Below are 22,804 nucleotides of genomic sequence, written 5' to 3' on the forward strand. Positions count from 1 at the left end.
TCAGCGATACCAGTTTAGGATAGACAGGCCAGACAGTCGTGTAGACACGCTATAGCTGGCCTGCAGCTGCGTCTCCAAACCCTTCATCCGCGTGGCGACCTCATAGGGGTCGATGTTCTCATAGGACGCAATCTGATTGCGTTGCACCATGGACAGATCCCCCAGCCGTTCTTTGGCTTTTTCGACCAAATTCTGGCTGAACCCGATATTCGCAGAGGCATCCAAACCACCCTGCACACCGCTGGCGAGGGTTTGCACAGCCTCTTGCATCCAGGCCTTATAGGCATCGGGATCGGGAATTTGTTCAATATCGACAGTGGCCAGCATCGCCAGCCCTTTAATGATATCGCGGAAGGCTGGATCGTTGGCCTGAATGCCATAGGTCAACTCTTGCCCGGCATCCAAACGCCCTTTGATCCGTTCATTCGGATTGCTGGACCCGTCCAATTCAGGCGTGCCGTTATAGAAAGTCTCTTCGTAGTTATAGCCTGCTGTCCCATGCGTACCGGCAAACAGCTGGTCCAACTCCGCCACAATAGCGTTTGCAGAACCTACATCCGTAGGCCCGGTCCCGATGATCGCCGCCATGACATCCTCAGGCGACAGGCCCGTCCCCGGATTGACCTCACTCCAGCGGTTCATCGCGGGCACTTCGCTTGAGGTGCCAGAAAACAAAAACTCGCCATTGAAACTGTTGTTCAGCGAACTCAGAACCGCCTCCAGCGCAGATCGCGCCTGTTGCTGAATGGCAAAGGCCCCGGTCCCAGCGCTTTCCTGATTCAGAAGCGCAAGTTGCATCACTTCCTCGACCGGCGCACGGACCGCATCGACCGACAGCAGCATCGCGTCCAGCTTGTGTTCCAGCACGTTATTGGCGTCCAGAAAGGACTGTGTGTTTTCCTCTCGCGCGCGCATCGTAATCGCGATCCCGGCCCGTGGCCCCAGATCACCAAACATATCCGCCCGCCGCCCGGATGACAGTTCCTGCCCCGCCCGCTGCAACGCCAAAGACGCTTCAGATACGCTACTGCGCATGAAGTAGTTGATTTGGTAGGTCGACATCCGCGTGGACAACCAGCTCATGCCCTGCCTCCTAGACTGCTGCTAACAAGGTATCGAGCATCTCTGCCACAGCCGTCAACATCTTTGAATTGGCGGCAAAGCTTTGCTCGATCATCATCAGCTTTTGCATTTCCTCGTCGATATTCACGCCTTCGACGTTTTTGCGCGAGGCTTGAATGACTTCAGCAGCAGAGCGGGCCGCGTTGAAACTCTGCTCGGCCCGCGAGGTGGCCACGCCCTGTGCGGTCACCATATTGGACCCGTAATCAAACAGCGTGACCGAGGCGTTGATCCCCGTTGATGGGTCGGCATTCATGGCTTGGTGGATGCCATCAATAAAGGCCTGAACCTGTGTTGAATCCGAGGCCGGTCCCGGCGCAGTCGCGCCCAACCCATCGCGCACCATCCAGGCCGATCCGCCAGCGCCAGATTGCACCGCGTCGTTCACGCGCAAACGCGAGGCCAGCCCTTCCAAATTCGCCGGATCGTAGGCAAAACCGTTGTCCGTGAACAGCCCCGCCTGCCCGACCGCCAAAGAGGCGTCCGCGCTTTCAAAGGCTTGGATGATCCCACGTGCGTATTCATCCAACTGCAGTTGGAATTCGGGAATGATATCGCGCTTCAGCGCCGCAAAGCCCGCAAGGCTTCCATGTTCAATACCACGCACACCCGGCACGCCAGGGGTGATTTCCTGCGTGCCTGCAAAAAACGTGCCGTCGCCCGGATTATAGGTGACGTCCTGCACCTGATCGCCTTCCACCAAGGCCGCGCCACCGGTGGTATAGACGTTGACCCAACCATCCGTGGTCCGCGTGACCCGAATATCAGTGATGCCCGAAATTTGGTCCAGCACCTGATCGACCTGATCATTATACCCCGCCGCCTCCAGCGTGCCCGGTTCAAAATCTCGGATCTTCAAGTTCAGGTTTTTGATCTGATACAGCAGGTCGTTGAGGTCAGACACCTCATAACGGATTTCCATATCCACATCGGCGCGCACACTGGCCAAACGATCGCTCGCATCGCGGATCGACGCCGTGAGGTTTTCCGCCGCAAAGATCACACCCTGCTGCGCGGCGGTCGAACTTGGCATATTCACAAGCGTCGTCAAAGACGAGCTGAACTCGCCGAATTTCTCACCCGGAGAGGTGCCATCGCCGGGCTGGCCCAGAAAGATGGTGTAGTCGCGCAGCCCTTCGTGAATAGCCTGCTGCTCTGCCATTTTAGAGTTTTCAGACCGCGACATGCGGATCAGAGCGGTGTCGATCTCACGCCGGATTTCCGCGACCAAAACGCCGCCGGTGCCCAGCGAGGTGCTGACCAGCAGCGTGTTGCGCCGCGTGTAGCCTTCGGTCATGGCATTGGCGACGTTGCCCGCTGTCACACGGGACATCGTTTGATTGACTGCAAGGCCAGACCCTGCAGCGTAGAGGGCGCCCGAAAGGCTCATCTAGTCAGCCTCCACTCCAAGCTTGATTACCGTTTCAGCCTGGTTGTCTCTTCCATCATGTCGTCAACGGTTGTGATCACCTTCGCGTTGGTCGAGAACGCCCGCTGAACGCGGATCAGGTCCGTCATTTCCTGCGCGATGTCCACGTTAGAGCCTTCCAGGGCCCCTGCGTTGATCGACCCGGTGGACCCTGAATTGGCGCGCAGCGCGGCAAAAGCCCCGGTTTCACCTGAGAGGCTATAGGCGTTGCCCTTTTGCTCGATCAGGCCGTTGGGGTTGTCGACGACACCCACTGGGATTTCGTAAAGTGGGCGCCGCATGCCGTTGTCAAAGACGCCGAACAGCGTGCCGTTTTCGTTGATTTCAGTGCGGATCAATTCACCCACACTGGACCCATCACGATCAAATGACTGCGAAAAATCGCCCGCAAACTGCGTGATGCCGGTGAAGGTTCCGGGTTCCCCCATGCTGATCGTTAAGGTCTGCGGAGTGGTACCATTATCAACTGTGATCGTCGCCATCCCTGTGGCCGCATCAAAGGAGAACGCAGAAGGCGCGGTCGCGACGGAGGTGATGTTGGTATAGGACTCCGGCGCGCCTGACATGGCGCCCGAGTCTGTGAAGGTCACAGTCATGGACCCAAGGTCTGCGCCAGTGTGGTCACGGACGGTTACATCCCATTCGTTGGCATTGGTGGTCGGCTGCCAGCTAAAGGAAATACGCTGGGATTCCCCGAGGCCCGTAAAGAATTCCGACGAGGTTTCAAACGGCGCACCCGGTGTCGCCAGCCCTGTATCTTGCGACGGCAGGTTGCCGGTAATTTCCATCTCGGTCGTCTGTGCTGCTGACAGCGTGATGTTCCCGATGTTCACGGTTTCCATCGACGCATAAGAGCTGCGGTCGACATTGCCAAGCTGCCCGCTTGAATCGTAAGGGAAGCCCGCTAGGTAATACCCGGCCGCGTTTTGCAAGAAGCCGTCTTTGTCCGGGAGGAAAGACCCTGCCCGCGTCAAGGCATAGTTGGTTTGCACCGTGTCGTTTGGATTCACCGATACGATGAAGAACCCATTGCCGCCAATCGCCATATCTGTCGCTGAGGTGGTCGAGATCAGGCCGCCTGCCTGATTGATGTCCATCATCTCATTTGCGACCACCGACAAAACGCCGCTGCCGCCACCGCTGTTGCCCGCCGTGGTTGTCACCATCTGCGCAAAGCCGCGCCGGTAGCCAACAGTGTTCGCGTTGGCAATGTTTTCCGAAATCCCACCAACCGCGGTAGAGTTCGCCTTCAGGCCGCTGACCCCGGTCTGCAATGCACTTGAAATGGACATTTTGCTCGCCTCGAAAAATTATTATTAGTTGCTCTCAGCTTAAGATATACATGAACTACTTTTAAAGAACGTTAAAGAATAGCGAATTTTATTAATGTTCCCGAATTTTTATTCTTACAATTCGCGACCTTACCCTGAATTTATCCTTCTAAAGACCCGATTTGCTCAGGTTTTCCAAGGATTTTTGCAGCCGATCAATCCGGTTATCCGCCGCGTAGCGCGACAATGGAAAGACCGGTGGCGGATCAGTCCGGAAGCTTTGCGCGATTTCCATCCAGCCCTCGGATTCCGTCAGCTTCGGGAAAAACGAAATCACCCGGTCGGTCACGTCATCGCGATCTGCCCGGTGCGCCGCAATCAACAGATAGGTCGCGTCATCGGCATCAAACTGGCCGGGGAACTCCTGCCAAAGACGCTCATAAAAGGTGATCGCCTCTGCCCAATTGCCCTTGGCCCACAGGGCCTGCGCCACATGCCGCAGGTTGGAGGGCGTCGGGGTTTTGACATGGGTGCGCAGCAACCCTTCGGCATCTCCGATTTTGGCGTAGACACTGGCACGCAGGCGATTGACCACCTCACGTTGATCCGCTGCATCCGGCATCTCTAGCGACGCCAACAGCTCCTTTGCCTCGCGATATTGTCCGCCAGCGGCCAGAGCTTCGGCTTTTTTTAGGTGAAGCTGGAACTCCAAGTCATCATCCGCACGTTCCGGGTGATGGATACGCAGGTCGCGCAACAGATCAAGCCCGCGCTGGTATTCATCCGCGGCCATGCTGGTGCCACCGGTCTTGTACAAATGGTCACCAACCCGTTCCACATACTTCGGGAAGGCCGCATAGTACCGAAACGCCGGCACAAGCTGGTAATGCACGGACAGCCAGTGCGACAGGGGGATATCCCCCGCTTCTCCGGCCGCATAAACAGCCTGCAATCGCGCCGAGGCTTTCTCTTCCGCTTGATCAGACGCCGCTGTGCCCGGAAACCGCAGCATAATCGTGCCATAGGCGGTCAGCGCGGCGATATCATCTTGGTTTTTCACGTAAACTTCGGCCAACGTCTGCAGGTTTTGCACCTCCAGAAAGTCCCCTTTCCAAGAGTTTTTGCCGTGCTCCAAGACATCTCGCGCGGCCAAAATCGCGCCACGCCCGCCATCATCCAGCGCCATCTTCGCCAAAGCTAATCGTGCCCGTGCGGCGTAGCGATCAAAGCCCTTCGCCGCCTCGAAATACGCCGCCAGCGCCGAGGATTCATTGTTGATAAACTGATGCGCGCGGCCCCGCAAAAAAGACCCAACCGGGGCCTCACTGAGATCTGGGAAATCCTCCAGCAGACGCAGTGCCTGTTCGGCATGCACATGCGCCCCCACCTCGATCATGGCTTCCGTCAGGATCGGCAACATTTTGTGGGCCACCGGGCGTGTCTGGTGCATCAGCCCCAACAATCCTGGCTCCAAATTCTCGGCAAGCATAACCGGATCGCCGCTCGAAATCGCCTGCAACACCGCCCAGAAGGCGCGGTCAACGCGGTTTGGCGCAGCAAGCGGAGAGGTCTCGAAATCATCCACTGGATAGCCATCGAGCAACCTATGCGCATCGCGCAAAGCGCGCAGCCGCATCTCCCGGCTTGCCCCTGCGCCATTGATCCCCTCTAGCACCGATCCGGCCTCATAGAGCATCATCTGACCCAGGTAGATTTCCGCGATATCCATCATCACGACGCGCCCTTCGACGCCGTGCGAATGTGACAGAGCATCGATCTGGGCACTGAGATTTTCGTAAAAACGCTCTTCCGGCCAGCGCCGCAAATCCAGATCGAACAAGGTTTGTACCCCTGTCCTTGGGGCGAGGATTTCTTCTTTCTTTTCAACCTTGGGCGCGAGAGGTTCAGCTACCTCTTCTTTAGGCGCAGAGGCGGCGACAAGGGCCGTCGCAGACACGGACCCCAGCAAGATCAACCACAGCCTCTGCAAGATTGCGTTCATGATTTTTTAACTATCCTTGCAAATTCGCAAATACATCTTGTTTTAATCTTTATATTGATGGATAGTTTAACAAGCAACAACCAAGGTTATTTCGTATTCGCACGAATTGTTCTTGAAGGAACGTCGTAAACAGAGGCGCCAACATGGGAACCACAAATTACGTCTCCCTTTCCTTGGCCACCGCGCTTGAGCGGAGCCTTGACCTTGCAGCGCACAATATGGCGAACGCCTCCACCGCGGGCTACAAGGCGCAGCACCCCATTCTTGAAGCGGTCGATCCCGCGAACACCGGCGATTCAACGCAGGCCGTCAATTACGTTCAGGACAAAGGCATCTTTGTCGACATGGCGCAGGGCAGCTTGGTGCCCACGGGCAACCCGCTGGACGTGGCCGTCAATGGCGATGCCTTTCTGGGATACGAGGCCCCCGGCGGTGAAATTGCCTATGGCCGCGATGGTCGTTTAACGGTTGATCCCGAAGGGCAGCTTGTCACGTTGGGCGGTTCACCCGTGGTGGATGTCAGCGGCGCGCCGATCACCATTCCAGCCGAAGTCGGCACAAGCGTGACCATCGCATTGGACGGCACCATCACCGATCAGAACGGTGGTGTCATTGGCCGCATCGGCCTTTTCAAAGTGGACAATCCCAATCAGCTCGCCCCGATTGGCAATGGTCTCTTCTTGGAAGGTGGCGCGGTGGCCGAGCAAACCGAAGAAGCCCGCCTCTCGCAAGGCTATATCGAGCAGAGCAACGTAAAACCGGTGGTCGAAATGATCCACCTGATGGACATCCAGCGCGCCTATGAACGCGCGGTGAAACTGATGAGCGACGAGAGCGAACTGACCAAACAAGCCATCCAACGGCTGGGTCGCGTCGTCTGACCCCATGCCGCGTGCATGGCAGGACTATAACAGGAGTATGAGGCAATGAAGGCACTTGGGATCGCAGCAACCGGCATGCAGGCGCAGCAAACCAATGTTGACGTCATCGCCAACAACATCGCCAACGCCAACACCACCGGCTTCAAAAGCGGCCGCGCCGCCTTTCAGGATCTGATCTATCAGACCATGCTGGAAGAAGGCGCACTGACTTCGACCGAGGGCACGGCCCGCCCGGTTGGCCTGAATGTCGGCCTTGGTGTGCAAGGCGCGGGCATGGTGCGGTTGAACACGCAAGGCGGACTGATCCAAACCGAAAACCCGCTGGACTTGGCGATCGAAGGCCGCGGGTATTTTGTTGTGAACCGCCCTGACGGGTCACTTGGCTACACCCGCGCGGGCAATTTCAACCTGTCTGCCGAAGGCACGATTGTGACGCTCGACGGTCACGAAGTCGATCCGGGCATTACAATTCCAGACGGCACACGGCAGATCACGATCAACGCCGAAGGTGTGGTGATGGCCTTTTTGGAAAACGAGACGACTCCCACCGAACTCGGTCAAATGACCATGGCGACCTTTCTGAACGACGCAGGCCTGAAGCCCATCGGGAACAACCTTTTGGAAGAAACCAGCGCGTCGGGCGAAGCCACAACCGTAGTACCCGGCGACCCCGGCATCGGTGTGATCCGGCAGGGCAGCCTTGAAAACTCAAACGTGAATATCATCCAGCAGATCACCGACCTGATCCAGGCGCAGCGCGCTTATGAGATGAACTCGAAATCCATCGAAACCGCAGACCAGATGCTGCAGACCGCCAACCAGATCAAATAAGCCATGACACGTCGCGCCATCCACTTTCTGATCACCCTCTGGATCGCCCTTCTGCCCGGCGTGGCCTTGGCCGTGCCAGTCACCGACCTTGTGATCGAACGCGCCGAGCAGGAATTTGGGCCCACCCTGCCCACCAATGGCAGCTTTTCGGTGCGCATGGCGCAGGGCACCCCGGCGGAAGGCGAATTTATCAAAGAATTCTGGATTGACCCGGACAGCGGCCAGTTCATCGCCAACCTTGTGACGGAACGCGGAGACATCCGCCGTATTCAGGGCCTCGCGATTTTGAACATTCCAGTGCCCGTGGTCACCCGCCGCGTCATGCCCGAAGAAATCTTAACCGAAGCTGACATCCAGATAGTCGACATGCCATGGGCGCGGGTCCACAGCTTTGCCGTGACTGAATTTGACGGGCTAAACGGCATGCAAGTCCGCCGGATGCTGACCCCGGGCCGCCCGGTGCATCGCCAATCTGTTATCCCGCCGATCATTGTGGCGCGTGGCGATCGTGTCATCATCGAATTGAAATACGGTCCCTTGCAGCTGACCGCAACAGGCAAGGCCATCAGCGACGCCCATCTCGGCCAGGAGGTGCGCGTGGTGAATCTCTCTAGCAACAAGACAATTACCGCTGTCGCACGGGCCGACGGCGTTGTGGAGGCTCTCTTTTGACCTATTCATCCAAAGCGAACCGCGCGCAGAAGCGGGTTTTGGGCTCATTGATCCTAGGTGCCAGCCTTGTGTTGGCCGGATGCACGCAGAACTATAAAGAACATCGCAACCCCGCGTTCAGTGAAATGGACCCGCAGTTGGTGCCAGAAGTGAACCGCGTCAGCGTCCCGCTCCCAGCCGCCGAACCGCGCCGCACCCCCAAACGCGCCGAGGCATCAAGCCTTTGGAACCGGGGCACTAGCAGCTTCTTTGACGACCAGCGTGCCGAAAGTGTCGGAGACATCCTGACAGTGGTCATCAACATCAAAGACGACGCGCAACTGCGCAACCAGTCTGAACGCTCACGCTCTGGATCGACGGACCTCGAAGCCCCCGGTTTCTTTGGCTACGGCAGCCAACTCACCAAGATCCTGCCTGGCGTCGATGACGATGACCTGCCCGATAGCGGAAATGTCGTTGACCTTGGCAACAGTTCGGCCTCTGCGGGTGCCGGGTCCATCCGCCGCAACGAAGCCATCAATCTGCGGATCGCGGCCTTGATCATCAAGGAACTGCCCAACGGCAATTTCGTCATTGCCGGGCGGCAAGAGGTCAAGGTGAACTCTGAACTGCGCGAACTGCGCGTTGCGGGCATCATCCGCCCCGAGGACATCAGCACCGCCAACACCGTGGGCTATGACAAGATCGCCGAGGCGCGTATCACCTATGGCGGTCGCGGGCAGATTTCCGTCGTGCAACAGCCACGCTATGGCGAAGATTTCCTCGACGTGATCCTGCCCTACTAGCACCCCATGAAGAAACTGATCCTCATATTGCTCGGGCCCCTGATCCTGGGGCCCGCTGGCTATTTTGCTGGGAAAATGCTCATGCCAGAGCCGCAGCCCGCAGTTGAGGATGGAGACGCAGCCGGAAAAGCGGGCGCGGCCCATGCCACAGCAGAAGAAATCCTATACAAGATGCCGCTTGGCAAATTCACCATTCAGGTGCTGCAGCCGAAATCTGTGCTGCATATTCTTCTGGATCTGGATGTCTATATCGCGGGCGCTGCCGATTTTGAGCGCCTAAACGGGTTAGAGGGCCGTAACCGCATGCGCGACGCCACAGTGGGCATCATCTCTGATATGGCTGAATCGACGCTCTGGCTGGAAAAGGGCGAAGAAGACAACATCAATCAGCAAGAACTGGCGACTGATATCGTGCGGAAACTGCATATGAAGTTCCGCCCCTTGCGCACCGCCAAAATCAACGAATTCCACGCCGAACGCAGTCTACGCTAAAGCCTGATCAATGATGTGAATTAGGTCGCCGCCGCGAGGATCGCCTCTGCCGGCACGGTCTCATCACCGAAGAGTTTGAAATAGTTCTGACCTTCCGTGAACAGCACCTCTTGGACAATGGCTTTACGGTAAACGAATGACTGAACAGCCGCGTCCTCTGCATCCGTCGCGGTGATGCTCACCTCGTAGCTCCCGTCAAGCACAGGGTTACCAAAGTCGTCCAACCCGTCCCATTCCAGCTTTTGCAAGGCGGAATGTTCCGTCGAAAGGCCCGTCATTGTCCGCACCACGGTATCTGTCAACGGATCGCGGATTTCTGCAGTCACCGATTGTGTGCCCTCGGGCACTTGATAATAGCTGTCGACCACACCGTCCGTGAGCGTCAGTTGGTTAGAGTAAACGGTGACTTCCTTGCCCAAAAGGTCCGCACCACTGGCTGACAGCAGTGATGAAATTTGCCCGCCGATGCCTTCGAGGTTCGAGTTGGTTTTGACCGCCTGCTCCACCTGACTGAGCTGAGCAAGCTGGGACACGAACTGCGTTGCGTCCATCGGCTGCAGCGGGTCCTGGTATTGCACCTGCGCCGTCAGCAAAGTCAGGAAACGCGTATAGTCCTCGCCCAGCTGCGACAACGAGGTCGTGCTGCTGGTGCCGGTCGCTGCACCTGAGGATATGGGGGACAATGCCATGCGATCTCTCCTAGGTCATCAGGTCCAGCTGACCATTGCCAATGGTCGCGGTTTCGGTCGCTGTGGCCCCATCTTCGGCAGATGCTGCGCCACCATCGCCGCTTGCACCACCGCTTGATCCGTTTTCACCCCCAACATCTTGCTGTTGGTTTTCGCTGAATTCCTGAAAGTCGACCGAGGCCTCGCCGCCCTGCCCGATGATCTGCGCCAGCAATTCGCGTTCACCCCGCAGGCTGCTTAGGACATGTGCGCTTTCGGCACGGACCACAACGGACAGCGACCCATCGCTGTTGGTCTTCATTTCAATCTCGACGTTGCCCAATCCGCGTGGGTTCAACTCCACTTTGGTGGTGCCCTCACTGAATTCAACAGAGCGCAATTGACCAACGACAGCCTGCGTGAATTTGGTCTGCGGCGCGTCGGGGCGGGCCGATTGAGACACTTGCTGCGCCGCCTCTGACACCGCGCCCGATGCTTGCACCACGCTCGCAACTTCTTGCGGGATCACCGGCGTCATCTCGCGCGGCACATCCACCAATCCAGCGGTCGATGTCGTGAGGCGTGCCGCAACATCAGCCACGACGTGTCCTGCAGGCTTCTCAGCCAGTTGATCAGCGGCCAGTTTACCCAGCACTTCAGCCGCCTGAGACGTCGCGGGGGCAGCCGAGTCAGAACCCGCGCCCTGAACTGCGGCGTTTGCATTTGCCACCTCAGGCAGCGTCGGTTGCGTTGGTGTGGTTTGGACCAAACCCGAAACCGTGGCCGCGGGGCTTGCCTGCGACGATTGGTTTTGCTGCGATGCTGCCGGCACGACCACCTGCGGCGCAGGCTGCCCGACGTCTTCCAGCACTGGCGCAATCGCGACCGGGTGCTGGGGTTTCGCTGCCGGACGCAATACCGCCTGAACCTTTGTTGTGATCGCCGCAATCGCTGAAAGTTGCGGTTCGCTTACCAATGGAGCCAGCGCGTCAGAACCCGAGATTTTGGCGGGGAGCGCTTGAAGATTTTGCTGAAGCGCGTTCAACACAACCGTCGGTGCAGCCAGCAGGGGCAATTTGCCCATCTCAAAGGCGGTCAGATCGATCTTGCCGTCAGCTTGCAACCCTTCCTCGCCCTGCCCCGCCATCAGCGTGGTTTTGATCTGCTCCAACGCACCAAGCAGGTTTGTCAGTGTCGCGAAGATGTCGCCGATCTCTTCTTTGACATCCAGACCAAGGTCCGCGCCATCCACAAGCGCTTCGATCTCTGTGATCAGGGTTGAAAGCTCTTCCAGGTCTGGCGCGAGGGCATCAAAGATCGCCATGGCAGGCCCATCTGCTGCCGGGATCGCGCGGCCGGGCTGCGCAAGCTGTGCGGTAATGAGGTTCAGAAACCCGCCGCCCTGCCCGTTTTGCGCAGATGCCCCCTGCACAGCACCTTGGGCCGCCGGAGCGGCGCCCAACATGGACAGCAATGGATTGATCACGGCTTGCATCTCTTATCTGCCTCGCGAAAACTCTGTTTCGTTAAGGATAAGAGACCACAAAGCAAGGAAAAAACAAAGATAAATGTGATTAAGGATAGATTAAACCAACCTATCCTTGGGGGTTATTGGACGCGAGAGGCCGTCACGCCCGCCAGTTTCACAGCGGAAACCATCTGCCCACTCAGCGCCAGCTGTGCCAGATCTGTGGACCCACCATCAACCGAATGCACACCCTGCGCCATTTCAAGAATGATATGGCCGATGATCTCACCCAGTTTTTGACCGGACAAATCTTGCGCCTTCGCAAAATCCTTGGGCTGCACAAGGACAAGTGCGCCATAGGGAATGTCGATGGAAAGCTCTTCGGCCAGCACATCGCCAAGACTTGCGCCCGGCAGCACTTCGGTTTCTTCCATAACCGCGAAGGGGCGTGTCATCTCAGTGTCGGACGCCAAAGTCACCACTGGCACATCCATCAGCGAGCCAAGCACCGCTGCCAAGGGGGACGCCCCTTGCTCTGCCTCTACGGTTAATGATCCACCCCAGATTTGCCCGATGAGTCCGCTGTGTTCCACTATATATTCCCTCACGACATAAATATCTCGTGATCTCAAGGTAACCATATTCTCCCAAAAGGAGAAATATTGCTTTGTAAATCCGGTGCACTCATCCCAAAGTCGTATTCTGGTCTCATCCTGAGCGTTTAGAACGTCTCTAAGTTGAGAAACCGCGTTGTTGCTCTCGAAAACGGTCAATAAAACAACGGGCATGGGCAGATTTAGGTGGGATGGAAAAGATATCCACAACCAATTGTGCCTCAAACCAAGAAATGTGGATCACATAATTGAGCTGTGGATATTTACAATTCTTTCGTTGACAGCGCTATCAGGCCGAATATTTCCGGCCCTCAGCGCATCAATCGCTGCATGCCCATCTCATCAATGGTTAACGTATAACCTGCAGAGCGCACTGTGTTCACGGTGATGTGCTCTCCGAAAACGGCTGTCAGCTTCTTCCTGATCTTGGCAACATGCACGTCGAACTTCCGATCCCCATAGTCCCAAGGCCGATGATCAATGGCATAGCTCAACTCATCGCGGCTGACGATTTCACCGGCGTGACTGATCAGAATATGCGCGACCTGCGCCTCTGCCGAGGTCAGCCCGGCACGGCTGGCGATATACGCTCCGTCGTCCCAATTTTCGGAATCCTGTAGAATTTCAAGACCTTCAGGAGAGTCCAACAGCCCCACCCGCGCCCGCAACCGCAGCGCCAGAAGGCGCAAGGAGAACGGAAAGCCGATGACATCGTCCGCCCCGGCCAACAACGCGCGCTCTGCTTCTTGCGCAGAGTCCCGGCGGTCAATGACCATGACAAAAGGGAACCCGGCGGATTTCAGTGCCGCAATGTGATCCTCACGATCTGCCACGCGCCCAAGAATGACGACGGGTGGGCGCGCCCCATCGGAGGCGGCCACCGCGCTGGCGGGGTCTTGGAAGATCTCTGCGCCAACATCACAGATCGCACCGAACAAGTGGCGCAAGGACAGCGCCATGCCGGGATCGCTGTCGATAATATATGCGTATGCGGTGCTCACTGACATTGCGCCTTAATTCCGCCCGATTCTTCGTCTTCGAAATACAGACAATACCGCGATTCTTTGATCATTGTTGAAATTTCCCAAAAGCCCCACCAAATGGCGTCCGTTCAGACCGCTGTTATCCCCAAGATCAAAGGCAAGGAAAACTTCCTTTAACCATTAATTTCTTTTTGCCACCAAATTTTGGCAAAAATTTAACCCAAGGAATAATATTGTTGGTCCAAGGCAGCAGAATGCGCCTTTCATCACTCAGAATGGAGTAGCAGCTATGGCAGGAGCCCTTGCGTCCGCAGCGGACACACGTGTCGCGCTTAAGGCAGTTGCATCAATTGACCGCCTGATCGAAACCGATACTGGCGATCTCGCCCTCAGAGAAATCCTTGTATCTGCCGCCAGCGTTCTGCGCCGACATGCGGATGCCCCTTTGCTGGACACGGTTCTTTCCCCTGTGGATGAGACCCGCCCAAAGTACCTTCACTGATGGCCAAGGATTGATGCCGGGATGATCCCTCAACCCGGCGCGCATGTAAGGACAAGTCGGCTCAACCCCAAGTTTTACAGGGGTTTACGCATCACGTTTTCGGCATGAGAACTGTAACTATTCTTGACGAAAATGTAACAAGACCCGTATATTGCGCGCTGTTACCAGGGATTTAGACCATTGCAGCAAGTATTAGCATGAACAAAATTGACACCCCCTCCGCAAGTGCCGTCGCAACTGTTGTCGCGGCCTTTGCCCAACGCCCTGACGTGACAAGCGACCAAATCGTTGATCTGGCCCGTCGCCTGCTTCCGGTCTTTGCAACGGACCCGGTGGCGCGTGCCGCCGCCGTTGTACCGCGCGCGGTCGAAGCCGCTGCTGCACCAGCGCGCAGCACCCCCGCGCCTGCCCTGCCCCTGTCAGAGGCGGTGACAGACGACAAAGTCTTTTGTCTTTGCTGCGGCAAAGGCTTCACCATGCTGAAGCGCCACCTGAATGCAGAGCATGGACTGACCGAAGAAGAATACCGCAAGGTCTTTGAATTGCCCGATTCCATGCCCCTCGTCGCGCCCAACTATTCAGAGCGCAAAGCGGCCTACGCCAAACAGGCCGGACTGGGAAAATACAGCCGGGAAACCCCCGAAAAACCCCAACCCCGCATCCGTTAAGGCACGCGACGACCGCGCCCGCCTTAATCTCTGCCACATTCTTGCCTTATTTGCGCCTTCCTGAGGTCGATCTTTGACGTGATATCTTGATCGATCCAACCTGCGCAGAAGCCAGCGTTGAGAATAAGCCGGGCAAACCGGCGGACGTGAGGCAATAAAACGATGGCTGATGGCACCGTTAATATCATTCGGAAAATCGAAGTCGTCGAAGGCGGCGGCCACCACGGTGGTGCATGGAAAGTGGCCTATGCCGACTTTATGACCGCCATGATGGCGTTCTTTTTGTTGATGTGGATTCTATCCTCCTCTGACGAGCAGAAGCTGCGCGGGATTGCCGAATATTTTACAAACGCCACCCTGCCCGGCGGTAGCGGTGTTCTGGATGGGGCGACGCTTGGCCCGCCCGGCACGATGACGGCCTCCAATGGCTCCACCGTTGCGCGCGGCGCAGAGTTTGGTGAGATCGATGACCCTTCCCCCGCGAAATGGGAAGTCATGGACACGACCCCAACGGCTGACCCCGAAATGAAAACGCGCGGCACAAGCCAGGGTCACCATGAGAATCCAGCCTCAGGTGCCGCCAGCGAAACCTTCCAGTCCGATTCAACTGAGGACGCGGTGACCAACGCACATTTGGCAGGTCAGGCGGACGCGCCCGCTGAAACCACCGATCCAAAACACCTCGCAGAGGCGGTGGATGTCGCGAAGATGGACTCGGCGGCGGCGGCGGATGCCTCTGAACAGGTTGAGCAATTTGAAAAGATGGCAGCCGGTGACATCGACAACCCCAATCCTGATCACACGGCGGATATCGAACGGTTCGAAGACCTGCAGAGCAAGATTTTGCAGGCAATGGAAGCAGCGCCGGACCTCGCGCCGCTACAGGAAAACATCATCTTTGAACGCACCCCCGAAGGCATGCTGATCCAGATCGTTGATAGCCAGGGCAAGCCGATGTTTGCCAGCGGCAGCGCGACGATGAATGAGACCACGATGAAGCTGATGGCGCTTTTGGGTGAGTCACTGACCGCTCTGCCAAACGATATGGTGATTTCTGGCCACACCGATGCCGTGCCGTTCACCAATCGCAAATCGTATGACAACTGGGATCTGTCCACCGACCGCGCCAATGCGATGCGTCGTATCCTAAAGGACAATGGCGTCACGCCTGACCGCATCACCCGCGTGTCGGGCATGGCCGCGACCCAGCTTTTAAAACCAGAGGCCCCGACCGACGCTTCAAACCGCCGGATCGAAGTGATGCTGGCCTACGAAAAACTTCAGGCCCCTACCCCCGCGCCGGTTCAAACGCCAGCCCCTGCCCAAACCCAACAGGCCGCCGCCCCAGAAGCGCCCGCACCGGCTGTGACTCCGGTCCAAGTGGCGGAACCGGTCGAGATGGCAAAACCAGAGATGGTCGCCGAAGCGCCGCGTCTGGCTGAATCTTTGGTGATCGAAGAAAAGCCGTCGCTCTTGGATGAGCAAGTGTTTGAGAACCTCAGAAGCGCGCTGCGCTAAAGGTTAATTCGCCTGCATCGACAGTCGGAATTGGCTCCAATCAATGGGGCCAATTTTCGCGTTTTGGCTGATGCCATTGACGGGCTGCATACCAAGGATCACCAAAATCGCCAATGTTGTCAGCGTGGTGAGTGCAAAAAGCCGGAACCGGCGGCGGCGTTTCAGCGCCTGTGGCGAGGGCTTTTTCAACGCTTCGGCAACAACCGGGGTCTTCTCTTCTGGTGCCGCGCCGTCCACAGGCAGCGTCACATAAAGGAAGGCCGCATCGTGGCTTACGTCCACTGCCCCAATCGCTTTGCGCAGAACCGACCGCAGCGATGCTGGCAAAAGATCGGCTTCAATCCGAACCGTGCCCGGCGCGGCGTCCCCAGCCTCGGCCCGCTGAATCGCCAGCAACTGGCGGTCATCGCGGAGGAACAATTGGCCAGCATTGCGAATATCCAATTGGGCCCCTGCCCCGCCGGAAATCACAAAATGGTTGCCATCTTCGCTTATGGAAAAGGCGGGCGCATCGGTCTCGTCCTTCATATCCGCAAGCGAGGTAAAGGCCGCCCCCGGAAAAACTGATTGCGCGCTGGTGACCACCGCGCCCTTTTCCTTTGGCAGTTTGGGCGCAGGCGGGTCGCGGCGCGCGGCCTCTCGACCCAGATCAAGGTGCAGATTGCGCAGCGGTTTTTCAGCGGCTGGGGCGGGCGGCGGCACCGGCGCGCGGCGGCTTGCGAAATGCAATGCGCCATCCGATGTGGCGACTTCCACCTCACGCGCTGCCTGCGCGCTGGCAACCGGCGCTGCTGTAACCATAGGTTCGCTGTCGACCCCAAGGAAGGCGCTGGGTTCCAGCCCTTCTTCAAGCGCGAAGGCAAAGTTCACCGAATAGTCATCCGCTTCTTCAACCAGCTGCGGAGAGTCCGCCAGCAACGTCGCAAGGCTGCGTTGATCGGAATAGCGCAGCTGCCGTGTTGGGAAGCCGTGCACCGGCGGGTAGACGCAGATCTCTTTGGCGCGCAATCCAAGTTGCTTGCGCAGACGCGCGGCGAAAATCCCCGCTTCTTCCTGACGGAACAGCAGCAACTGGCAATCGCCGCTTGGCATCAAGCACACCGCCAGCCGCATTTTACGCGGCCAATCACGATGCACCATCCGAAGGTCATCTTCTTCAAGCAATACGACCAAGATGTTTTCGCTGCCAGACATGTTCTTCCCCAAGCGCAACGTTTGACGTTAACTTATCCTTTAAGTTTAGCCATGGTTGAGTGGTTTATCCATAGTTATTCTTGTATTTTCCATGAAAAAGCGCATTCTATCCTCTGAATTCGCCTTTAATCCTTGCTAGAATACCCTTGCCTATGGCAAAAATAAGGCAAATAGAGCAGCTGCGAAAAGCGACCCAAAATGAATATTGTCATTGGCTTTATCCTTGTCATCGTCCTCGTCTTTGGCGGCTTCTTGTGGTCGGGCGGGGAAATGGGGCCGATTTTACACGCCCTCCCCTACGAAGGCATGATGATCGGCGGCGCCTCTTTGGGCGCCTTTGTCGCAGCGAATTCGTTCAAAGATGTGATCGCTACATTCAAGGCGGTCTTCAAATCCCTTAAGGGGCCGAAGTGGAAGCAAAGCGATTACATTGATCTGCTGAACCTGATGTACGGTCTGGTTAAAATTTACCAGAAGGACGGCATCCTTGCCCTGGACGAGCATATCGAAAACCCGCATGACAGTTCGATTTTCTCGCAGTTTCCAAAAATCCAACACGACCACCATGCGATTGATCTGATCACCGACAGTTTCCGCATGCTGGCGCTGAACTTTGACGATCCGTTCCAAACTGAGGATGTGATCAACAAAAAGCTAAAGAAACACCATCACGAGGTTTTGACGCCCGCACATGGGCTACAAACCGTGGCCGACGGCTTGCCCGCGATCGGGATTGTTGCCGCGGTTTTGGGTGTTATCAAAACCATGGGGTCGATTGACAAGCCGCCTGCGGTGCTGGGCGAAATGATCGGCGGCGCGCTGGTTGGTACCTTCCTTGGGGTTTTCCTGGCCTATTGTTTTGTGGCCCCTCTTTCTGGTCGCCTGACCGCAATCGAAGAACAGGACGGCGCGTTCTATAACGTGATCCGCGATATCTTTATCGCCATCCTGCATGACCATTCGCCGACCATCTGCGTGGAAATCGGACGCGGCAATATCCCGACGACGCTGCAGCCGTCTTTCTATGAAATGGAAGAGGCGCGTCAGGATCTTGCCGGGGCATAATGGACCGCACCCGTCGCATTCAGGCCCTGCAGGTTCTGCAACGGATCAAGGAACACGAGCTGGATGGCCACGCGGCCAAGATGGGGCTGATCCGGTCCCATCAAGCGCAGGTGCAATCCGAAATTGACAAGCTGGATGAACGTCTCGCGAAAGAGGCGCATATTTCAACGCCCGAGGCCGCGCCGTTTTTGGCGGGTTTCTTAAAGGCCATCCAAACCCGCCGCGCCTTCTTAGAAAAAGAAATGGCCCGGCTGGATAAAGATGCGGCCCAGATCGAAGGCAAGCTGTTTGACACCTACACCGAAGCGCGGTCAAACGAAGCGGTCTTGGATAAAACCCTGGTTGAAAAGCGCCGCGAGGACGATCTGGCCGAAAGCGCCTCCCTCGAAGAGGTGGCGCGCAATCGCTATCTGCGTCAGATGCGCGGGGAGACGTAGCCGTAGACCGGCCCCCACCGACGGGAGGGGGCTGGCCTTTGTTCTTATCAAGCGGCGTTCTGAAATCCAGCTGCCCACATCTCGCGGATTTGGGTCGCGAGGGTTGTCGGGTCAAACGGCTTCGCAATAAAGCCCAGTTCATATTGGCCCAGAAGGCTGTCCTTTTCGGACTCCCCGACTTTGGCGGTCATGTAGATCGCTGGAATTTGCTCATAGCCCGGAATCTCACGAATTTTGGCAATGGTCTCTGGCCCGGTCAGCCCCGGCATCTGCACATCACAGAGCAACAGGTCCGGCGCGAAATCTTCGACGATGTCCAACGCCACCGTGCCCAGTTCCGCCTGCGCGACCGTAAAGCCGCCGATCAATTCCAGCGCCATATTTGCGATTTCGCGAATATCGCCCTCGTCTTCCACATGCAGAATTTTTGTCAGCTCACCCATATTCAATTTCCTCGTTATCCAACGTTCTGCGTTTAACCGCGCGCCCGGCGACGTGCTTTCCCACGTCCTGCACCCGAAGGCCGCGCAAATCTTGAAACCACGCCGCGTTCCGCTTCTGGCGCTTCAACCTGTGTTACCATGACAATCACCGGCAGCGAGTCTGGCAGTTGTCCGCCTGTGACGGGGATGATCGTCATGCAATGGGCCAAGCCCACTTTGTCAAAATGCAGGATGGCATCAAATTGATCTTCGCCTGCCAGCACCATGGCCTGCGCCGCATCGCCCGCCTGCACCAACGTGACATCATCGGTATCCACATGCGGCAAGTCCTTAGAGCCGACCGCCATCAGGCGGAAGCCATCTTCGGTGCTATCCAATGTCGGGATCATGTTCAGCCAATTGCTGTACATATTTGTCCGCAAGCTGTTCAAGATCGCGCCATCTGACATGTTCATGTCTTCCGACTTGGCCTGCAAGACAGAGACCTTGAGGTTCGACAGCATCTCTTTTTCAAAGAGGTCTGTTACCAAAGTCCGCCCTTCGTCTGACAGCCAATTAAAGACCGAGGACTGACCAACAACACCCTTGCCGCTGACGACTTGGCTAACGGTCACGCTGCCGACTTCCAATTCCACTTGAAAGCCGCCCGATTGCAGCTGAGACAGCAGAACCTGCATTTCGGACCCATCAGCAACCTGCGCCGCCGCCTTCGCTGCGATTTCCTCGCGCGCCGCAATTTCTGCCGCTGGATCAGTTTCCATCCCTGCCCCGCTGAACATCGCAACTTCGCTGTCGAGCTTTTCAAGCGGCATCAGTTGCTGGCCGACCAGTCGCGGCAGATCAACGAAGAACTCGGTGCCAATATTATTTTCAGAGGCGAAGAAAATCGCGCCTTTGTGGCTTTCGACAATCATCTTCGCGATGGCCAGACCAAGCCCAGTGCCGCCTTGGGACCGGGTGTCGCCCATATCGGCTTGGGTAAATTTGTCAAAGATCGTCGCCTGCGCCTCTTTCGGAATGCCGGGGCCGAAGTCACGCAATGCAAAGCGCACGCGGCCACGGTGTACCGACAAGGACACGATGATCTCTTTGTCCGCACCCGAGAACTTGGCGGCGTTTGACATCAGGTTGTCCATGACCTGCAGCAGGCGATCCTTCTCGCCCATGGTCATAAAGCCACCGTCGACCTCTTCCAGATGCAGGCGCATCGTGCATTTGAACTTCTCGGCGTAGAACTTGTTGGACTCCATCGCCTGTTCGACCACTTCGAGCATGTCGACCGGCGCAAGTTTCAGGTCCATCTTGCCGTTCTCGAATTTTTCCATATCGAGAATGTCGTTGATCAGCAGCACCAGCCGGTCGCAGTTATCCGCCGCCATGCCGATCATCTTGTCCATCTGCGGGGTCAGTTCGCCAATCGCCCCAGATTTCGCCAGACCCAGCGCGCCTTTCATCGAGGTCAGAGGCGTGCGCAATTCGTGGCTGACCGTGGCGACAAATTCGTTTTTGGCTTTCTCGGCCACTTTGCGCGCGGTGATGTCGCGATAGATCGCGATCAAGCGCGGCTCATCATTGTCGGGCTGGACATATTCCAGCGAAATTTCATATGGCGTGCCGTCGCCTGCGGTGACCTCCCAGGTCATGCGGCGTTGCGGCCCTTCTTCCAAGGCTTGGCAGCGCATTTCCAAAGCGCGCAGGTCGTTGTCAGTCAGAATGTCCTTCGCGCTGCGGCCTTTCCACGTGCCACCCACGCGATCCTCGATCAGCTTTTCAGTGGCGGTGCGGTTACAATACAGCAGGTCCAGTGATCCGGGGCGCAGCACGACCACCTGATCTTCGATCAGTTCCAGACTGTCATGGAAGCTTTCATCGGAAATGCCCTTGCGGGTCTGGGTCATATCGGTGGCGACCACCGCGATTTCAGACAGCAGATCACCCGCGCCAGACACAGGAATCACGGTGCACTGCGCCCAAGCCGCAGTGCCATCCTCGCGCAGGATTTTCAGCGGCCCATCCCACGGCGCGCCGACCTCCATCGCTTTCATAATATCGTTGCGCAGAATCTCTTGCTCACGCTCTGGCAGCAGGTCAGACAACGGCGTTCCCAAAAGCATCGATCGTTCGCGATCCGTTGTTGCGCAGAAGCTTTCGTTCACATGCAAAATGCGCCCATCGGGTTTGAGCATACAAAAGACGGTGTGTTCTTCGACCGCGCTGCGATAAAAAATCTTTGACCTGATTTCGCTTTCCAGCACGTCCTTCTGTTGCTCGGCCAGCAAAATGTTGCGGCGCAATTGCAGGATCAGGAACAGCAGCGAACAAATGATAAAAGTGGTCATCCCAAGGATGGCCCACTTGTAGCTTCTGAAGATCCGCGCGGTGGCCTGCAGCAGGTAATTTTCGTAAGGACGCACGCGCAGGGAAATCAGAAGGTCGTGCACCTCTTGATAGTTCTGCGGGGCCTGCCACACGACATTGCCGGCGGCGATGGATTCCTCGGCTTCTGCATCAATGCTCAGCATCGCATTGATGACCAAAGCCAAGGTGTCATTTGGCACCTCTGCATTGGCCGAAAGCACCCATTCAGGATAAAGCGGGGTCGACACCCAAAACGGAAAATCCGGGAAGGCCATGGGGGAAAGGGGGACAAAATCGTCCAGATTGATCACACCCTCAGCCGCCAATTGTTCCAGCACACCTGCTGGCACCACGCCCGCATCAACAAGTCCGGTCTGCACGGCATAAACCACTTCGCGCTGGTTCCCGCCCGAGAACACCAGCTCGCTTAGCATGTCTTCGACATCCAAACGGCGGCGACGGAATTCCTGTTCGGCCAGCCACCAGCCGGAAAAATCGCTGGCGGCAACCGCCATTACGCTGGCACCGCGCAACTGGTTGATCTGACGCACCGGGCTATCGGCGCGCACAAAAATCAGGGCACCGATATCGCTATAGGTCCGCTCCTCCCAGAAACGCGCCCGCGACAACACCGCCCGTGCGCCGCTTTCGACCTCGGCCGTGACGTACATCGCCGGGTTCGTCAGCGCGAAATCGACCGCGCCGGTGGCCATGGCTTCGATCAGGGCCGCATGGGAAAACGGCTGCACATTAAAACGATATGGGGATTCTGCGAATTGCGCTTCGCGGTTCAGATAGTCAATCGTGGGCCGCCAGGATTCAAGCGCGCGCGTCGCGCCCTCGGTGGAAAGGACCCCCACCGTGAAAACCTCTGTATCGGCTGAGAACTGTGCCTGCTGAGCATCTGCTGCGGTGGCGCGTGCCAGCAACGCAACTGTCAAAGCGGCGAGTAAGATCCAGAACCCGAACCATCGGCGCAGCGCTTTAAGCGCATGCCAAAAGTCTGTGTTATGCGCCATCCACATTCTGCTCCATTTCATCGAGCAGCGCATTCAGAAGATCATCGACAAAGTCGGTGTTGAGGGGGCGTTCGCCTGCAAGCAGCGTGTCGATATGCTGTTCCAGCTGCGCCGCCAGGGCCCCCATCCGGGGCTGGCCAACGCTGCCGCATATGCCATGCAGCTTATGGGCTTGTGCGCGAATTTCCATGCAGGCGGATTCTTCCGTCTCTGGATCTTCAAGACGTTCTAGGAGTGTGCAGAAACTTTCGATGCGATCTTCCAAAGACGCGATGAACCGCTCACGAATTTTCGCGAGTCCGGCCTCCAGAAGGGCCGCTTTGTCGGCGTCCATTCCCTGCATCATTGTCTGCTCACCCAACATCTTATTCCTCAACGCTCT

22 protein-coding genes are annotated in these 22,804 nt (G+C 57.1%); 10 read left to right on the top strand and 12 right to left on the bottom strand.

All coding sequences use genetic code 11. From position 1 onward, the window contains the following. From BUA39_RS15205 to BUA39_RS15220, 4 genes are all read right to left on the bottom strand, one after another. Entirely contained in the window at window positions 1–1,083 is a 1,083-nt protein-coding gene (locus tag BUA39_RS15205) for a flagellin N-terminal helical domain-containing protein (protein ID WP_072794078.1), read from the bottom strand. 10 nt (window positions 1,084–1,093) lie between these two features. Continuing rightward, window positions 1,094–2,512 carry a flagellar hook-associated protein FlgK gene (gene flgK, locus BUA39_RS15210; protein WP_072794079.1) on the bottom strand — a complete coding sequence of 473 codons (1,419 nt, stop codon included), beginning with the start codon at window positions 2,510–2,512 and terminating at the stop codon, window positions 1,094–1,096. Window positions 2,513–2,538: 26 nt separating this feature from the next. Beyond that, on the bottom strand, window positions 2,539–3,843 hold the full coding sequence (locus tag BUA39_RS15215; RefSeq protein ID WP_072794080.1) for a flagellar hook protein FlgE: 1,305 nt from the start codon (window positions 3,841–3,843) through the stop codon (window positions 2,539–2,541). A 148-nt stretch (window positions 3,844–3,991) separates the two neighbouring features. Next, complete coding sequence (locus BUA39_RS15220) at window positions 3,992–5,824, bottom strand: tetratricopeptide repeat protein (RefSeq protein ID WP_072794081.1); 1,833 nt, start codon at window positions 5,822–5,824, stop codon at window positions 3,992–3,994. A 143-nt stretch (window positions 5,825–5,967) separates the two neighbouring features. On the opposite strand from BUA39_RS15220, the gene BUA39_RS15225 reads away from it, so the two are divergent. The 5 genes from BUA39_RS15225 to BUA39_RS15245 all read left to right on the top strand — a co-directional run bounded on the left by BUA39_RS15225 (window position 5,968) and on the right by BUA39_RS15245 (window position 9,485). After that, window positions 5,968–6,705, top strand: coding sequence for a flagellar hook-basal body complex protein (locus tag BUA39_RS15225; protein ID WP_072794082.1), 738 nt, complete (start codon window positions 5,968–5,970; stop codon window positions 6,703–6,705). Between the two features lie 45 nt (window positions 6,706–6,750). After that, a complete protein-coding gene (gene flgG / locus BUA39_RS15230) occupies window positions 6,751–7,536 on the top strand; it encodes a flagellar basal-body rod protein FlgG (RefSeq protein ID WP_072794083.1) in 786 nt (261 codons plus the stop codon). Between the two features lie 3 nt (window positions 7,537–7,539). Then, the gene (flgA, locus tag BUA39_RS15235) at window positions 7,540–8,208 is read left to right on the top strand and encodes a flagellar basal body P-ring formation chaperone FlgA (protein ID WP_072794084.1); all 669 of its coding nucleotides are present in this window, start codon (window positions 7,540–7,542) and stop codon (window positions 8,206–8,208) included. Further along, the gene (flgH, locus tag BUA39_RS15240) at window positions 8,205–8,993 is read left to right on the top strand and encodes a flagellar basal body L-ring protein FlgH (protein ID WP_072794085.1); all 789 of its coding nucleotides are present in this window, start codon (window positions 8,205–8,207) and stop codon (window positions 8,991–8,993) included. The genes flgA and flgH overlap by 4 nt, the downstream gene beginning before the upstream one ends. Before the next feature lie 81 nt (window positions 8,994–9,074). Next, window positions 9,075–9,485: a flagellar biosynthesis protein FlgH gene (locus BUA39_RS15245; RefSeq protein WP_131814607.1), complete on the top strand. Its 411-nt coding sequence runs from the start codon at window positions 9,075–9,077 to the stop codon at window positions 9,483–9,485. Window positions 9,486–9,505: 20 nt separating this feature from the next. Here the strand turns inward: BUA39_RS15245 and BUA39_RS15250 are convergent, their stop codons facing one another. From BUA39_RS15250 to BUA39_RS15265, 4 genes are all read right to left on the bottom strand, one after another. Next, on the bottom strand, window positions 9,506–10,174 hold the full coding sequence (locus BUA39_RS15250) for a flagellar hook assembly protein FlgD (protein ID WP_072794087.1): 669 nt from the start codon (window positions 10,172–10,174) through the stop codon (window positions 9,506–9,508). A gap of 10 nt (window positions 10,175–10,184) precedes the next feature. Then, window positions 10,185–11,639: a flagellar hook-length control protein FliK gene (locus BUA39_RS15255; RefSeq protein ID WP_165610538.1), complete on the bottom strand. Its 1,455-nt coding sequence runs from the start codon at window positions 11,637–11,639 to the stop codon at window positions 10,185–10,187. Between the two features lie 122 nt (window positions 11,640–11,761). Beyond that, complete coding sequence (locus BUA39_RS15260; protein WP_131814608.1) at window positions 11,762–12,214, bottom strand: hypothetical protein; 453 nt, start codon at window positions 12,212–12,214, stop codon at window positions 11,762–11,764. Between the two features lie 332 nt (window positions 12,215–12,546). Further along, window positions 12,547–13,236 (bottom strand): winged helix-turn-helix domain-containing protein, encoded by a 690-nt coding sequence (locus BUA39_RS15265; protein WP_165610539.1) that lies wholly within the window; start codon window positions 13,234–13,236, stop codon window positions 12,547–12,549. A 271-nt stretch (window positions 13,237–13,507) separates the two neighbouring features. On the opposite strand from BUA39_RS15265, the gene BUA39_RS15270 reads away from it, so the two are divergent. The 3 genes from BUA39_RS15270 to BUA39_RS17045 all read left to right on the top strand — a co-directional run bounded on the left by BUA39_RS15270 (window position 13,508) and on the right by BUA39_RS17045 (window position 15,906). After that, window positions 13,508–13,720 (top strand): hypothetical protein, encoded by a 213-nt coding sequence (locus tag BUA39_RS15270; protein ID WP_072794091.1) that lies wholly within the window; start codon window positions 13,508–13,510, stop codon window positions 13,718–13,720. A gap of 197 nt (window positions 13,721–13,917) precedes the next feature. Then, on the top strand, window positions 13,918–14,388 hold the full coding sequence (locus BUA39_RS15275) for a MucR family transcriptional regulator (protein WP_072794092.1): 471 nt from the start codon (window positions 13,918–13,920) through the stop codon (window positions 14,386–14,388). Between the two features lie 162 nt (window positions 14,389–14,550). Beyond that, complete coding sequence (locus BUA39_RS17045) at window positions 14,551–15,906, top strand: flagellar motor protein MotB (RefSeq protein WP_072794093.1); 1,356 nt, start codon at window positions 14,551–14,553, stop codon at window positions 15,904–15,906. Window positions 15,907–15,909: 3 nt separating this feature from the next. On the opposite strand, the gene BUA39_RS15285 is transcribed toward BUA39_RS17045, so the two are convergent. Continuing rightward, window positions 15,910–17,100: a hypothetical protein gene (locus tag BUA39_RS15285; RefSeq protein WP_072794094.1), complete on the bottom strand. Its 1,191-nt coding sequence runs from the start codon at window positions 17,098–17,100 to the stop codon at window positions 15,910–15,912. Between the two features lie 198 nt (window positions 17,101–17,298). Here BUA39_RS15285 and motA point away from each other — a divergent pair, with 198 nt between their 5' ends. Both motA and BUA39_RS15295 read left to right on the top strand, forming a co-directional pair. Continuing rightward, window positions 17,299–18,165 (top strand): flagellar motor stator protein MotA, encoded by an 867-nt coding sequence (gene motA / locus BUA39_RS15290; protein ID WP_072794095.1) that lies wholly within the window; start codon window positions 17,299–17,301, stop codon window positions 18,163–18,165. After that, window positions 18,165–18,602, top strand: a complete 438-nt coding sequence (locus tag BUA39_RS15295; protein WP_072794096.1) for a hypothetical protein — start codon at window positions 18,165–18,167, stop codon at window positions 18,600–18,602. The genes motA and BUA39_RS15295 overlap by 1 nt, the downstream gene beginning before the upstream one ends. Window positions 18,603–18,649: 47 nt before the next feature. Here BUA39_RS15295 and BUA39_RS15300 read toward each other — a convergent pair whose 3' ends face one another. Genes BUA39_RS15300 through BUA39_RS15310 form a run of 3 tightly spaced genes read right to left on the bottom strand, consistent with a single transcriptional unit; the run spans window position 18,650 to window position 22,783 of the window. Continuing rightward, window positions 18,650–19,045: a response regulator gene (locus BUA39_RS15300; RefSeq protein ID WP_072794097.1), complete on the bottom strand. Its 396-nt coding sequence runs from the start codon at window positions 19,043–19,045 to the stop codon at window positions 18,650–18,652. A gap of 32 nt (window positions 19,046–19,077) precedes the next feature. Next, on the bottom strand, window positions 19,078–22,422 hold the full coding sequence (locus BUA39_RS15305) for a PhnD/SsuA/transferrin family substrate-binding protein (RefSeq protein WP_072794098.1): 3,345 nt from the start codon (window positions 22,420–22,422) through the stop codon (window positions 19,078–19,080). Beyond that, window positions 22,412–22,783: an Hpt domain-containing protein gene (locus tag BUA39_RS15310; protein WP_165610540.1), complete on the bottom strand. Its 372-nt coding sequence runs from the start codon at window positions 22,781–22,783 to the stop codon at window positions 22,412–22,414. Before BUA39_RS15310 ends, BUA39_RS15305 begins: the two co-directional genes overlap by 11 nt. Window positions 22,784–22,804 lie beyond the last annotated feature (21 nt).

The organism is Cognatishimia maritima, from assembly GCF_900129685.1.
Classification (GTDB): Bacteria; Pseudomonadota; Alphaproteobacteria; order Rhodobacterales; family Rhodobacteraceae; genus Cognatishimia; species Cognatishimia maritima.